The following is a 13,868-nucleotide window of genomic DNA, read 5'->3' as shown; positions in this document are numbered from 1 at the left end:
CATGCCATTACTCGATATACGCAACCTCACTATCGAAATTGATACTCCGCAAGGCATGGTAAAAGCTGTCGATAGAATGAGTTTAACCATCAACGAAAGCGAAATTCGCGGTTTAGTGGGCGAATCTGGTTCAGGTAAAAGCCTTGTCGCGAAAGCCATTGCTGGTGTTTGTAAAGACAACTGGCGTGTCAGTGCTGATCGTATGCGCCTAGGTGACGTCGATTTACTCACCCTCTCTCACCGTGAGCGTAGAAAAATCGTTGGTCGAGAAATGGCGATGATTTTCCAAGAGCCATCAACCTGTCTCGATCCATCTGAGCCAATCGGTGAACAGTTAGAAGAAGCGATCCCGTCGTCTTCATTTACAGGGCATTTTTGGCAACGCTTTCATTGGCGTCAAAAACAAGCCATTGCTCTACTTCATAAGGTAGGCATAAAAGAGCATAAGCGTGTAATGCGTAGCTACCCCTACGAATTAACCGATGGTGAATGTCAAAAAGTAATGATTGCGATGGCGATTGCGAACCGTCCTCGTTTATTGATTGCAGATGAACCAACCAACGATTTAGACCCTATTACACAAGCACAGATTTTCCGTCTGTTAAGTCGCATGAACCAGCTTGGTAATACAACCATTTTGTTGGTTAGCCATGATTTAACAACGGTAACTCAATGGGCAGATCGCATTACCGTAATGTACTGTGGTCAATCGGTAGAATCAGGTACCTCTAAGCAATTATTAGAATCACCGCATCACCCTTATACCGAAGCGTTAATGCGTGCGATGCCAGATTTTAGCTTGGATAATATTAGTCATAAAACCAAACTACAAACACTGCCGAGGTCAATCCCCCCTCTTCAACACTTGCCGATTGGCTGTCGCTTAGGCCCTCGTTGCCCTCACGCACAGCGTAAATGTGTTGAAGTACCGAAACGTCGTAAGATTAAAAACCATAAGTTTAGCTGCCACTTCCCGCTAAACATGGAGGAAGACTGCAAATGAGTTCGTTATTGGAAGTCGAAAAACTTAAAAAAGATTACCACTATCGTTCAAGTCTCTTCCGTCGTCGTACGATTGAGGCAGTTAAACCAGTGTCTTTTAGCCTTGAAGCTGGTGAAACCATTGCCTTGCTCGGTGAAAACGGTTCAGGGAAATCAACCTTAGCCAAAATGCTATCAGGCGTTGTTGAGCCAACCAGTGGTGTGATCCGTGTAAACGGCGATCCATTATCCAATGGAGACTATCAAACGCGTTGTAAGCTGATCCGCATGATCTTCCAAGATCCTAACACCTCATTGAATCCACGCATTCAAATCGGTCGAATCCTCGAAGGTCCGCTTAAACGTAATACCAACATGACGCCACAGGCTCGTGAAAAACGAATCATGGATACTTTAAAACGTGTTGGCTTATTACCAGAACATGCCTACTTCTACCCTCAAATGCTAGCTACAGGGCAAAAGCAGCGTGTATCATTAGCACGTGCTCTTATTCTTCAGCCTTGTATTATTGTGGCAGATGAAGCGCTCAATGGACTTGATATGTCGATGCGCTCGCAGATGATTAACCTTCTGCTCGAACTACAAGAAGAAATGGGCTTGTCTTATATTTACGTATCTCAACACATGGGTGTAGTAAAACACTTCAGCGATAAAGTGATGGTGATGCAAGATGGCGAAGTGGTTGAGAAAGGTCGAACGGCTAGCGTCTTTAACGATCCAAAACATCCTTTGACACAGAAGTTATTAGACAGCCACTTTAGCTCACTATCAAATGAGAAGACCACCAAAATCATCAGCACGACACCAAAAATTAGCAGCTAAAAAAAGCCCGCATATTGCGCAATGTAGATCAGATAAGGATCGGTTGACGGATCCTTCTGATGAGAGACAATCGGAAGCCTGTTTCTAGGTTTCCGATTTTTTATGTCTATTCAAAACTGTTTTGCCGATTTCCTCGAAGAAAAACCTGTTGATGTAGCCCAACTCACCACTTTCTCTGAAAATATCCCAGATGAATGGGTTGCTAAGGCGTCTACTCTTTCCGATAAAGCGACTATACGCCGTCGTAGATTACCAAGTGATATGGTCTTGTGGTTAATTGTCGGTATGGCTTTCTTCCGTAACGAACCTATTGCTGAAGTTGCACGAAGAATGAATGTCTGTGCAGATGGCTTAGCTGATGAAGAGTTGTTGGCAAAAAGCGCATTAACCCAAGCAAGGCAACGTTTAGGCATTGCTGCACCAGAATGGCTGTTCAAACAATGCGGACGAACGTGGGGCCTTGAACGATACCGTGATGATACGTGGCAAGGATTACAAGTTTTCGCTGTAGATGGTGCCCTTTTTGAACAGCAGATACTCCCGAACTTAGAGAGCACTTTGGCTCGGGTAATACCTCGAGTAGCAGGCAGACACCACATCCAATGCTAAGAGTTGTGACTATGATGAATGTCCGTTCTCATATCATCGTTGACGCAGCCATAAGCCCTTATCGACGAGGTGAAATCCCACTGGCAATACCCTTCATCAACTCTTTGTCAGATAACTCGGTGACGTTACTAGATAAAGGGTTTTACGGAGCAGATTTACTTCTCTCTCTTCAAAATAGTGGTACGAATAGGCATTGGTTGATACCAGCAAGGAAGGGGCTGAAGTACACACTTCTAGATGAAGAAGAAAGCAATGATATGCTCATCGAAATGAAAGTCTCTGCGCAAGCACGCAAAAAGAACCCTCGCTTGCCTGAGAGATGGCAAGTCAGAGCGGTAACCTATGAAGTCCAAGGTAAGCAAAAAACCGTTTTTACATCCCTTCCTAGAGCAGACTATGACACGAAAGCAGTAGCCGAACTTTACCACGAACGCTGGGAAATCGAGTTGGGTTATCGTGATATCAAAAGCTCAATGCAACATAATGCCTTAGTATTACGGAGCAAAACAGTAAACCTTGTTTATCAAGAGCTCTGGGGGCTGTTGCTTGGATATAACTTGGTAAGACGTGAAGCAAGTCAGGCAGCCGTTGAGCATGGAAGAATGCCGAATGAGATTAGCTTTAAATACGCTTGTCAGTTTATAGCGAGCCAACTGAAGGTGATGAGTAAGGCGATATCGGCAGGTAATACACCTAAGCGTTTAAAGAGTCTGAGGGGAGACTTATCAGTCCTCTTTATAGACAAACGCCCTAAGCCTAATCGGCCTAGGGCGGTAAAAATATCAAAGACTCGTTACCCAATTAATCGCAAAGCGGTTCCGCTTAAGTGAACTACATTGCGCACATTGCGGGCTTTTTACTATTTGTTTTAAAAGGCTTAAGCTAATGATTTATTGATTTCTGCAAGCACTAAAGCAGGATCAGCAGCCTGTGTAATTGGTCGACCAATCACTAAGTAATCTGAACCAGCAGCGATTGCTTCTATCGGCGTCATTACACGACGCTGATCGCCAGCTTCACTACCCACAGGACGAATACCTGGTGTTACTAGTTTAAAGTTTTTACCTAGATTACCTTTTAAAATGGATGCTTCTTGTGCAGAACAAACCACACCGTCTAAACCGCTATTTTTAGCTAGTGATGCAAGATTCAATACTTGCTGTTGTGGCTCTTGCTTAATACCAATACCAGCGAGATCAGATGCTTCCATGCTAGTAAGCACAGTTACACCAATCAGTAATGGACGGTCTTTACCATAAGGTTCTAGAATTTCACGAGATGCCGTCATCATGCGCTCACCACCACTTGCATGCACATTGACCATCCATACACCAAGATCGGCAGCCGCTTTTACTGCTTTCGAACAAGTGTTTGGAATATCGTGAAATTTTAAGTCTAAAAATACAGAATGACCCCGATCATGCAGTTGACGCACGAAATCAGGGCCAAAATAAGTGAACATTTCTTTGCCAACTTTTAATCGGCAACTTCCCGGCTCAATACGATCGACGAAAGCGAGTGCCTCATTCTGATTATCATAATCAAGGGCTACGATTACTTTAGGGTCTATTACTTTAGCGTCTAGCATTGAGTCTCCTGTGATATCAAGTTGTTTCCTTCTGCGGCAATCCAACCGCGCGCAAGATTTTACATCAAACGAAAACGTTTACGAATAAAATTCACGTTTAATTAGGTATAAAAAAACCAGAAATAAAAGTCTGGTCTTTTATTCAAAATAAGTATTATTCGCCATCCAATCCGCGGATCGGTTTAACTTGCCCCCAACTCTTACAAGATGGGCATTGCCAATAAAGAGAGTGAGTAGCAAAACCACACTGTCGACAACGATAACGTGGTTTAATTTTTAATTGTTCACCAACAAGATGGCGCAGGCTGGTCAAACTTTCTTTTGCACGACCTTCTTCAGCTTCATCTAAATGATATTCCATTAGCTGATAGAACCCTTTCATTGTTGGATTCTTTTGCAATTGTCGTGTCATGAATGACTGTGCTGAAACGGCACCTTCATTTTTAGCAATTTCGTCTGCTAACATGAGTTCTGCTGAAGCACCCGCTTTAGCTTCAACACATTGCTGCAGATATTTCAGCCATCCGGATTCATTATGTAATGCTTCATAACATTCTAATAATAACGGTAAAGCCTCACCAATGAATTCAGCATCTTGCTCAAGAACTCGTTCAAGCGTTTTCGCTGCTTGCTTGAACTCTTTATCTTTGATTAAAATTTTGACCATCGTGATCGATGCTCGAACACATTGTTTATCTGTCGATAGCGCCTTCTTAAGGCATTGTAGTGCTTTATCTTGATTCTGAGCCCCCATTTCAATCATGGCGAGCTCACACCAATAATGAGCAATGTCGTGCTTTAGCTTAGTTTTACCTAATTTAACAAGCTGACTAGCGACGTCTATCGCTTCTTCCCACTCACGGGTTTGTTGATAAATAGACAACAGTTGTTGCAAGGCTGGCTTTTTGTATTCAGGTTCTTCTAGTAGTTGCTGAAAGATACGCTCTGCGCGATCTAAGAACCCTGCCACCATATAATCTTTTGCTAACTGCTGTAGTGCTAAATTACGTTGTTCAATCGTCAAATTCGGGCGAGCAATCAAGTTTTGGTGGATACGAATCGCGCGATCGACCTCCCCTCGGCTTCGGAACAAATTACCTAAAGCAAGGTGTGTATCAATTGTCTCACTATCAACTTGGAGCAGCTCAATGAATAAATCTACCGCTTTGTCTGATTGATCAGACAATAACAAGTTTAAACCTGTTACATACTGGCGTGATAAATGATGAGACTGCTCTTGCCGATTGTTGCTAGCGCTCCTGTTACCCATATACCAGCCATAGGCCGCAGCAATGGGCAAAAGTAGGAACAACAGTTCAAGCATTAATGATTATTCCTTTACAGGCTGTGCACGCAGAGTATCTAACTCTTGTTGTTGCTTCGTTACTTTTTTAGCTAAACGATTTTTAGCAAAGCGAGCTTTTAGATACAACGTACCACAAATCAACCAGCCAATAATAAAGCCAGAGCCGAATGCGATACCTAGAAGTGTTGATAATTGGAATTCACCTTGCGCTACTAGGTAGTCAAAGTTTACTAAAATTTGGTTTTGCGCACCGAGAGCCAGTGTAATTAGGAAAGCAGCAACTAAAACAATTATACCCAAAATCTTCATCGTGAATCCTCTCACTCAATCAAGTTATGATCCTTTGATTATGCAGTAATTTTACTCATCAGACCATAATCAAAAGACATAAAAAAACGGCATACTGAGAGTATGCCGTTTTTTTGTTCTATTCGCGGTTATGCAGCAATTGATGCATTAACACGGTCACGTAATTCTTTACCTGGCTTGAAGTGAGGAACGTACTTGCCGTCGAGCTCAACTTTATCACCAGTTTTAGGGTTACGACCTACGCGAGGAGCACGGTAATGCAATGAGAAGCTACCAAAGCCACGGATCTCAATGCGATCGCCTTCAGCAAGCGTGTTCGCCATATTTTCAAGGATGTCCTTGATTGCATCTTCTACTTGTTTAGCAGAAAGATGTGTTTGTTGACTACATAGTCTTTCAATTAATTCAGACTTTGTCATAAACACTCCGTTTTAGTAAGTTTCTCAATAGTATAGCCGTTTAGAGGGAAAAAGCTAAGCCATTTCCCTCTATGCTCAATTATTCGCCTTTAGCAGCTTTGAAAGCGTCAGCCATAGCATTACCGAACGCAGCATCGTCTTGCTTGTTCAGAGTAGCCATTGCTTCTTGCTCTTCAGCAACGTCTTTAGCGCGTACAGATAGGTTGATTACGCGGTTCTTACGATCAACGCCTGTGAATTTAGCTTCAACAGAATCGCCAACAGAAAGAATTAGAGTTGCGTCTTCAACGCGGTCAACTGATGCTTCAGAAGCACGTAGGTAACCTTCAACGCCTTCAGCTAGTTCGATAGTTGCACCTTTAGCGTCAACAGCAGTAACTGTACCAGTTACTAGAGCGCCTTTCTTAGTGTCAGCTACGAAAGAGTTGAATGGGTCTTCTTCGATTTGCTTAACGCCTAGAGAGATACGCTCACGCTCAGCGTCAACTGCAAGAACTACTGCAGAGATTTCGTCGCCTTTCTTGAAGTCACGAACTGCTTCTTCACCTGAAACATTCCAAGAAATGTCAGATAGGTGAACTAGACCGTCGATGCCGCCTTCAAGACCGATGAAGATACCGAAGTCAGTGATAGACTTGATCTTACCAGTAACTTTGTCGCCCTTAGCTTGCATTTCTGCAAATGATTGCCATGGGTTAGCTTTACACTGCTTAAGACCTAGAGAGATACGACGACGTTCTTCGTCGATATCAAGAACCATAACTTCAACTTCGTCACCCACGTTAACAACTTTAGATGGATGGATGTTCTTGTTAGTCCAGTCCATTTCAGAAACGTGTACTAGACCTTCAACGCCTTCTTCGATTTCAACGAAACAGCCGTAGTCAGTTAGGTTAGTTACACGACCAGTAAGCTTAGTGCTTTCTGGGTAACGCTTAGCGATAGCAACCCATGGATCTTCGCCAAGTTGCTTAAGACCTAGTGATACGCGAGTACGGTCACGGTCGAACTTAAGAACTTTAACAAGGATCTCGTCACCAACGTTAACGATTTCAGAAGGGTGCTTAACACGCTTCCAAGCCATGTCAGTGATGTGTAGAAGACCATCAACACCGCCAAGATCAACGAATGCACCGTAGTCAGTAAGGTTCTTAACGATACCTTTAACTTCCATGCCTTCTTGTAGAGAAGCAAGTAGTTCATCACGCTCAACGCTGTTCTCAGATTCGATAACTGCGCGACGAGAAACAACAACGTTGTTACGCTTCTGGTCTAGCTTGATTACTTTGAACTCAAGTTCTTTGTTTTCTAGGTGAGCAGTGTCACGAACTGGACGTACGTCTACTAGTGAACCAGGTAGGAACGCACGGATACCGTTAAGTTCAACTGTGAAGCCGCCCTTAACTTTACCGTTGATGATACCAACAACTGTTTCAGCTTCTTCGTAAGCTTTTTCAAGCTGGATCCAAGCTTCGTGGCGCTTAGCTTTCTCACGAGAAAGTTTAGTTTCGCCGAAACCGTCTTCAATCGCGTCAAGAGCTACGTCGATCTGAGCACCAACTTCGATTTCTAGCTCGCCAGCAGCGTTCTTGAATTCTTCAGCAGGGATAGAAGACTCAGATTTAAGACCAGCGTCAACTAGTACGTAACCGTTTTCGATAGCTACTACAGTACCTTTAACGATTGCACCTGGGCGAGTTTCAACTTGGTTTAGCGACTCTTCAAAGAGTTGAGCAAAAGATTCAGTCATTTAATTAATCTTCAATATGATAAACAACCATGGGTATCCTACCGCATGGGGTTGATAATAAAGTCAGTTATCTTCCATGACACTGACGCCATTTAGCTGTTTTCACAACTAAACATGGATTCGTTATTTTAGCTTAGCATCAATATGTGCTAAGACTTTCTCAAGTACTTGTTCAATCGATAATTCCGTTGAATCGAGTACTAATGCGTCATCAGCAGGACGTAAAGGCGCTACAGCACGATTGCGATCGCGGTAGTCTCGCTCCTGGATTTCGCTTAAAAGGCTGCCAAAGTTAACATCTAAGCCTTTTTTTTGCAACTGATTCATACGTCGAGTTGCACGTTCTTCTGCGCTTGCGTCAAGGAAGATTTTCACTTCCGCACCAGGGAATACAACTGTTCCCATGTCGCGACCGTCTGCCACAAGACCCGGCGCTTCGCTAAATGCGCGTTGACGACGCAGCAATGCTTCACGTACTCGAGGTAATGCAGCAACTTTTGATGCAGTATTACCTACTTCTTCAGTACGAAGCGTGTCAGAAACATCTTCACCTTCAAGAATAACCTTAACCAACTCACCTTCTGCAACAAACTGTACGTCTAAGTGTGCAGCCAGTGGGACTAAAGCGTCTTCTGATTCGATATCAACACCATGATGAATAGCAGCTAGCGCTAGAACACGGTAAATTGCACCAGAATCTAATAAATTCCAGCCCAGTTTTTCTGCTAACAGCATACATAGCGTACCTTTACCTGCACCGCTTGGACCATCAACAGTGATGACTGGAGCATGAGTAGACATAGGTTTTCTCCGATGTGGTTTCCGTAATAGATGAAAGCAGCAATCAAAATATCTCTACGCTTTCAAACGGTGGCACATTATACGGAAAAAAAATCACAATTTATAGTGTAATGTCTTTAGGTTATGTTCCTTTTTACGCCAATAAAAAAGCCCAATGCAAGAACATTGAGCTTTTAAATCTGTAATCTCAGTTATCAGACGATTTTAACGACTTAAGGCACTTAACTTATCGAAATAATCAGGGAATGTTTTCGATGTACATTTTGGATCGTTAATCGTCACAGGTGTATCACTTAATGCCACCAGCGAGAAACACATTGCCATACGGTGGTCGTCGTAGGTATCAATGGCTGCATGTTGTAGATTTGATGGTGGAACGATGGTGATATAATCCTCCCCCTCTTCCACTTCCGCACCTACTTTGCGAAGCTCAGTTGCCATTGCAGATAAACGATCTGTTTCTTTCACACGCCAGTTATACACGTTACGAATCGACGTTGTTCCCTTAGCAAACAGCGCTGTTGTTGCAATCGTCATTGCGGCATCAGGAATATGATTGAAATCCATATCGACAGCGGTTAACTCACCACAACGTGAAATCACATAATCATCGCCCCACTCAATCTCAGCACCCATTGCTGCTAAAGCATCAGCAAATTGAACATCACCTTGGATACTCTTTTTGCCAATCCCTGTTACTTTCACTTCACCACCTTTAATCGCAGCAGCGGCTAAGAAGTATGATGCAGACGACGCATCACCCTCGACCAGAAAGTCACTAGGAGAAACATAGCTCTGATTGCCTTTGACAACAAACTCTTGATAATCACGGTTTTCAACTTCGACACCAAATTGCGCCATGATATGAAGAGTAATATCAATATAAGGTTTAGAAACCAGATCACCTTTAATACGGATCACGGTATCAGCTTTAGCAAGCGGCGCAGCCATCAAAAATGCGGTTAAGAACTGACTTGAAATTGAACCATCGATCTCAACTTCTCCACCTTTAAGACCAGTACCTTTAATTTTTAGTGGTGGGTAATTTTCATTTTCTAAATATTCAATATCCGCACCAGCACTGCGCAACGCATCAACAAGGTGACCAATTGGGCGCTCTTTCATACGAGGCTCACCAGTTAATATGAACTCACCGCCACCTAAACATAAAGCAGCAGCCAATGGACGCATTGCTGTTCCCGCATTACCTAAATACAATTCAAGAGCTTGCTTTGGTGAAAATGCATGACCTAAACCTTGAACTTCACATACGGTTTTATCATCTGATAATTGATAATTAACGCCCAGCAGCTTTAATCCGTTAAGCATGTGGCGAATATCATCACTATCTAATAAGTTGGTTAAACGTGTTGTCCCCTTTGCTAACGCAGCCAATAAAAGGGCACGATTTGAAACGCTCTTTGAGCCCGGTAAATTCACTTCGCCATTAATCTTAGCGATCGGCTGTAACGTTATACTTTCCATTGATTATTCATCCAATCCTAATTCTTTTAACCTTTTTGCAGATTAACCAATATTGCATCAGTTAGCTAGTACCAGTTTATTCCTAGCTATAACAATAACGACCTTTTAATTATTATTTGGTAAGATCAATAAGATGCAATGTAAGACAAGGATTAGTAAAGATGACAACGACACCAATGGTCGGTATTGGCATTATTGTTGTTAATGAGCAGAACCAAATTCTGATTGGCAAACGAAAAAACAGTCATGCTCCTTATTATTCCATCCCTGGCGGTCATATGGAGATAGGTGAGACTTTCAGCCAATGTGCTATACGTGAAGTGGAAGAAGAAACAGGTTTAATCATCGACAATCCAACTGTTATTGCCGTAACTAACAACCTTGATACTTATAATGAGTGTGGTAAGCATTATATCAGCGTGACGCTACTTGCGACGTCTTACCACGGTGAATTGCAATTAAGAGAACCAGATAAATGTGAAGGTTGGCAATGGGTAGAGCCACACAATGTTCCTAGCCCTCAATTTGATGCCAGTGAACAAGCCATTCAGTGCTATTTAGAAAATCGTTTCTGTATCAATGAATAAAATAAAAGCACCACGTGGGTGCTTTTATTATGTATAGTCTAATTAGTCATCTTCACGCTCAATTTCACGTGCGACTTTCTTACCATCAATGATCACGCCTTCAACATCGATGTATACACCATTTAAAGTTTCTAGTTTTAAGTTGTCTTCAAACTCAGTATAAGCATCAACATAGAATGTTTCACCTGCAATCATGAAGTGGTCATAACCAACTGAATACACATGACCTTCATGCTCAAACTCATGCCAGCCACCCGTTTCGCCACCAAAATCGCGCTCAAATTCAATTTCTTTCGCAATTCCGTTAACTGCAGTCACTTCAACAAGTTCACCAGCAACTAAATTAACTTTGCTACCATCTTCAAAGCGAGTTTGTGAATTTACAACAAAACGTCCACGGGCATTTAACTCAAACTGAGATTTGTCACTGTTTACCCAAGTCACAATACCTTCAATCTCATGATCATTGTCTGAGTCATCATAAGTTTCAACTTCCACTTCAGTTGCATGAAACTCTTCATTGATCATTTGACCTTTCACTTCGACCCACTGACCATTTGTTAACGTCGCATTGTCTTCAATAATCGCATCACCAAAGTATATATTTGTGTTAGCACCTAACTTAAAGGTTTGCGTGTTTTGATCTAGATTGCTTAGTCGACCTTCAATTTCATATTGACCATCAACATCATCTTGCTCGATTTTAACTACTGATAAAACTTTATAACCAAGACCATCAGCTGTTGCTTGTGGTAGTGAAGACACCATCACCCAGTCCAAAGGTTTAAACTCAGCATTCATATCAAAAGTTAACGTCACACCATTTACAACAAAGGTTTTACGATCAGGGCTAATCGATGAAATCATACCAACCATTGTTGGTTCAATATAAACCACAGCACCGCTTTTCGCTTGCGTTGACACCTGAACCATCATATTTGGCTCAAGATCGTTGATGGATAGCTTTTCGTTAATAGGTAATTTATTGTTACTACCATATTGAACACGCTCAACCTGATAAGTGTGTCCGTTCACTTCTACTGTCTTATTAGCGTAATTAACCTTATTAATTGCGCCTTGTGCTGCTACTGGTTTTACATCGACAACAGGTGGAGGTGTTGGTTTACTCTCATCACTACCACCGCCGCCACCACAACCTGTCAGAACAAAACCTACCAACGCTGCTAATACTAACTTTTTCATCAACTAACCTTTACAATTATGAATATTGTTTTATTGAGAAATAGAATAATATTATGTTCGTGAAGTATTCGTGAAAAACATAAGGTCAATCGTGAAAATTCTTATAGTTGATGATAACTACCAAATTGTTGAAACCATCTCTGACTATTTAGAGCTTGAAAACAATATTGTTGATTGCGCTTATCATGGCGAAGGCGCGCTAAAACTTATCGAAGATAATCATTATGATGTGATCATCATGGATATCATGATGCCTAAAATTGACGGTATTTCCGCGGTTGAAAAAATACGTGCAGATCTTCTATGCGGTACGCCTATTCTATTTCTATCCGCAAAAGATACGTTAGATGACAAAATTGCCGCATTTAAAGTCGGTGGTGATGATTACCTACTCAAACCTTTTGCCATGGAAGAGCTATGTCTACGTATTCAAGCGCTAGCAAATCGAGGACAACGTAAAGACATCGGTATTTTAAGTTTTGCAGACATTCAAATTAATAACCAAACTGATGAAGTACGTAGAGACGATCAGGTTATTAAGTTAAGTCGTATTCAACTCAAAATTCTTAAGCTACTGATCCGTCAAGCGCCTAACATTGTCACCCGCCAGCAAATCATGGAAACCATCTGGGGTGATGAATCACCATGTAGTGATGCATTACGAAGCCATATTTACGGCTTACGCAATGCGATTGATAAAGGCTTTTCTGAATCACGACTAGAGACTATTCATGGACAAGGTTATCGCATCAAAGCTTAAGCACTATCCAAGTATCTACCGCAAAGTCGGATTGAGTGTCAGTTTCATGGCATTCAGTATGTTTGTGCTATTTTGGATCGTCATTTATATCGCTGAAAATCAACTAGAGGTGATAAGCCTACATCACTGGTTAGATAAAGAATCCACTCAATATGTGATTGACTATGACAAAATGGGTGAACAAGCTCCGCTTCCTAACAATAGTGAGTTTAAAAGTTATTGGAGCTTAAAGTCTTTACCTGAGTGGTTAGCTCCTTATAACAAACCCGGATTTTATGAGCATTTACGGGGTACTGAAGATAAACATTTCATTGTTTTTAAGCACCCTTCTGGCAAAGGATTGATGTACGTTGTGTATCAAGACGATGCTGATGACTATCTAGATGATTATGAAGATAGCTTGCATTACTTCACCTTTATTTTTGGTGTTTTGCTTTCATTGATCATGGGGGCATACAGTTTTTACTTTATTCGTTCACTATCACACCCGTTTGCCCAAATCGAAAATAAAATCGGGCAAATGCAGCCAAGCCACAATGAATTTAGTATTGATACACAATACAAAGAAACCCGTGAAATAGAACAAGCATTACTTGATAGTAAGCGTGAAATTGCCAATTACTTTCAGCGAGAAAAAGAGTTCAGTCGCTTTGCCTCTCACGAGCTTCGTACGCCTATTATGATCATTCAAGGCTCCGCTGACTTATTAGATAAAGTACCTAACCAGCCTAATGTTGCAAAAAAAGCGATTAAACGCTTACATCAAGCCAGTGATGAAATGAAGATCTTAACGGAGACTTTTTTACTTTTAGGTAAACATGAGATCGAACCTCACCATTTAGTCACTTGTCATCTTGCCGATGAATTAGAAAAGCAACTGCAAATTATGGCACCGCTGTTTGCAAAGCAAGATACGCATTACCAATTGAGTATTAGCAACCCTGGTACTGTTACTGCACCGCTCAGCTTTATCACCATCATTATTAATAACTTAATAAAGAATGCATTTAGTTATAGTGTGGGTGATATCATGATCGAGCTAAATGAAGACACACTTAAAATCGTCAATCGCCATGACGGTAATGAGACTTATAATCAAGGATATGGCTGTGGTTTGGTGATTGTTCAGCGTATTTGCGAAAGAATGCACTGGCCGTTTAACATCAGTAACGATTACGTAAATTTTAATGTGAAAGTCGAATTTTCATCGCCAACAAATTAAGGAAA

The 13,868-nt window shown here is 41.7% G+C and carries 13 protein-coding genes and 1 pseudogene; 6 read left to right on the top strand and 8 right to left on the bottom strand.

What is annotated here, in order from left to right:
- Position 1: 1 nt before the first annotated feature.
- The 3 genes and pseudogenes from Q7674_RS12710 to Q7674_RS12700 all read left to right on the top strand — a co-directional run bounded on the left by Q7674_RS12710 (position 2) and on the right by Q7674_RS12700 (position 3,263).
- Positions 2 to 1,003: a peptide ABC transporter ATP-binding protein gene (locus Q7674_RS12710; protein ID WP_305423908.1), complete on the top strand. Its 1,002-nt coding sequence runs from the start codon at positions 2 to 4 to the stop codon at positions 1,001 to 1,003.
- Complete coding sequence (locus Q7674_RS12705) at positions 1,000 to 1,824, top strand: peptide ABC transporter ATP-binding protein (RefSeq protein WP_045062997.1); 825 nt, start codon at positions 1,000 to 1,002, stop codon at positions 1,822 to 1,824. Before Q7674_RS12710 ends, Q7674_RS12705 begins: the two co-directional genes overlap by 4 nt.
- A gap of 102 nt (positions 1,825 to 1,926) precedes the next feature.
- Positions 1,927 to 3,263, top strand: a pseudogene (locus Q7674_RS12700) (IS4 family transposase).
- Between the two features lie 47 nt (positions 3,264 to 3,310).
- Here the strand turns inward: Q7674_RS12700 and pyrF are convergent.
- The 7 genes from pyrF to aroA form a co-directional block, all read right to left on the bottom strand.
- Positions 3,311 to 4,021 (bottom strand): orotidine-5'-phosphate decarboxylase, encoded by a 711-nt coding sequence (gene pyrF / locus Q7674_RS12695; protein WP_045062996.1) that lies wholly within the window; start codon positions 4,019 to 4,021, stop codon positions 3,311 to 3,313.
- A gap of 154 nt (positions 4,022 to 4,175) precedes the next feature.
- Positions 4,176 to 5,345, bottom strand: coding sequence for a lipopolysaccharide assembly protein LapB (gene lapB / locus Q7674_RS12690; RefSeq protein ID WP_305423905.1), 1,170 nt, complete (start codon positions 5,343 to 5,345; stop codon positions 4,176 to 4,178).
- A 6-nt stretch (positions 5,346 to 5,351) separates the two neighbouring features.
- Positions 5,352 to 5,636, bottom strand: coding sequence for a LapA family protein (locus tag Q7674_RS12685; protein ID WP_008986715.1), 285 nt, complete (start codon positions 5,634 to 5,636; stop codon positions 5,352 to 5,354).
- 128 nt (positions 5,637 to 5,764) lie between these two features.
- Positions 5,765 to 6,055: an integration host factor subunit beta gene (gene ihfB / locus Q7674_RS12680; RefSeq protein ID WP_008986714.1), complete on the bottom strand. Its 291-nt coding sequence runs from the start codon at positions 6,053 to 6,055 to the stop codon at positions 5,765 to 5,767.
- Positions 6,056 to 6,134: 79 nt separating this feature from the next.
- Entirely contained in the window at positions 6,135 to 7,805 is a 1,671-nt protein-coding gene (gene rpsA, locus Q7674_RS12675) for a 30S ribosomal protein S1 (RefSeq protein ID WP_008986713.1), read from the bottom strand.
- A 123-nt stretch (positions 7,806 to 7,928) separates the two neighbouring features.
- Positions 7,929 to 8,606, bottom strand: a complete 678-nt coding sequence (gene cmk / locus Q7674_RS12670) for a (d)CMP kinase (protein WP_045062994.1) — start codon at positions 8,604 to 8,606, stop codon at positions 7,929 to 7,931.
- Positions 8,607 to 8,810: 204 nt separating this feature from the next.
- The gene (aroA, locus tag Q7674_RS12665) at positions 8,811 to 10,091 is read right to left on the bottom strand and encodes a 3-phosphoshikimate 1-carboxyvinyltransferase (RefSeq protein ID WP_045062993.1); all 1,281 of its coding nucleotides are present in this window, start codon (positions 10,089 to 10,091) and stop codon (positions 8,811 to 8,813) included.
- Between the two features lie 161 nt (positions 10,092 to 10,252).
- On the opposite strand from aroA, the gene Q7674_RS12660 reads away from it, so the two are divergent.
- Positions 10,253 to 10,678, top strand: a complete 426-nt coding sequence (locus Q7674_RS12660; protein ID WP_045062992.1) for a nucleotide triphosphate diphosphatase NUDT15 — start codon at positions 10,253 to 10,255, stop codon at positions 10,676 to 10,678.
- A 42-nt stretch (positions 10,679 to 10,720) separates the two neighbouring features.
- On the opposite strand, the gene Q7674_RS12655 is transcribed toward Q7674_RS12660, so the two are convergent.
- Entirely contained in the window at positions 10,721 to 11,881 is a 1,161-nt protein-coding gene (locus Q7674_RS12655; RefSeq protein ID WP_045062991.1) for a DUF5666 domain-containing protein, read from the bottom strand.
- Between the two features lie 91 nt (positions 11,882 to 11,972).
- Here Q7674_RS12655 and Q7674_RS12650 point away from each other — a divergent pair, with 91 nt between their 5' ends.
- Together Q7674_RS12650 and Q7674_RS12645 are read left to right on the top strand one after the other, a co-directional pair.
- Positions 11,973 to 12,641, top strand: a complete 669-nt coding sequence (locus Q7674_RS12650; RefSeq protein ID WP_305423902.1) for a response regulator transcription factor — start codon at positions 11,973 to 11,975, stop codon at positions 12,639 to 12,641.
- Positions 12,613 to 13,863, top strand: coding sequence for a sensor histidine kinase (locus Q7674_RS12645; RefSeq protein ID WP_045062990.1), 1,251 nt, complete (start codon positions 12,613 to 12,615; stop codon positions 13,861 to 13,863). The genes Q7674_RS12650 and Q7674_RS12645 overlap by 29 nt, the downstream gene beginning before the upstream one ends.
- Positions 13,864 to 13,868 lie beyond the last annotated feature (5 nt).

It is taken from the genome of Photobacterium leiognathi (assembly GCF_030685535.1).
GTDB lineage: Bacteria > Pseudomonadota > Gammaproteobacteria > Enterobacterales > Vibrionaceae > Photobacterium > Photobacterium leiognathi.
Note: the sequence above shows the minus strand (reverse complement) of the source record. Positions and strands in the feature narration are given on the sequence as shown.

Excerpts from the sequence above, each read along its gene's own strand:
- Q7674_RS12710 (WP_305423908.1), top strand. The coding sequence starts at position 2 with ATGCCATTACTCGATATACGCAACCTCACTATCGAAATTGATACTCCG.
- Q7674_RS12705 (WP_045062997.1), top strand. The coding sequence starts at position 1,000 with ATGAGTTCGTTATTGGAAGTCGAAAAACTTAAAAAAGATTACCACTAT.
- pyrF (WP_045062996.1), bottom strand. The coding sequence starts at position 4,021 with ATGCTAGACGCTAAAGTAATAGACCCTAAAGTAATCGTAGCCCTTGAT.
- lapB (WP_305423905.1), bottom strand. The coding sequence starts at position 5,345 with ATGCTTGAACTGTTGTTCCTACTTTTGCCCATTGCTGCGGCCTATGGC.
- Q7674_RS12685 (WP_008986715.1), bottom strand. The coding sequence starts at position 5,636 with ATGAAGATTTTGGGTATAATTGTTTTAGTTGCTGCTTTCCTAATTACA.
- ihfB (WP_008986714.1), bottom strand. The coding sequence starts at position 6,055 with ATGACAAAGTCTGAATTAATTGAAAGACTATGTAGTCAACAAACACAT.
- rpsA (WP_008986713.1), bottom strand. The coding sequence starts at position 7,805 with ATGACTGAATCTTTTGCTCAACTCTTTGAAGAGTCGCTAAACCAAGTT.
- cmk (WP_045062994.1), bottom strand. The coding sequence starts at position 8,606 with ATGTCTACTCATGCTCCAGTCATCACTGTTGATGGTCCAAGCGGTGCA.
- aroA (WP_045062993.1), bottom strand. The coding sequence starts at position 10,091 with ATGGAAAGTATAACGTTACAGCCGATCGCTAAGATTAATGGCGAAGTG.
- Q7674_RS12660 (WP_045062992.1), top strand. The coding sequence starts at position 10,253 with ATGACAACGACACCAATGGTCGGTATTGGCATTATTGTTGTTAATGAG.
- Q7674_RS12655 (WP_045062991.1), bottom strand. The coding sequence starts at position 11,881 with ATGAAAAAGTTAGTATTAGCAGCGTTGGTAGGTTTTGTTCTGACAGGT.
- Q7674_RS12645 (WP_045062990.1), top strand. The coding sequence starts at position 12,613 with ATGGACAAGGTTATCGCATCAAAGCTTAAGCACTATCCAAGTATCTAC.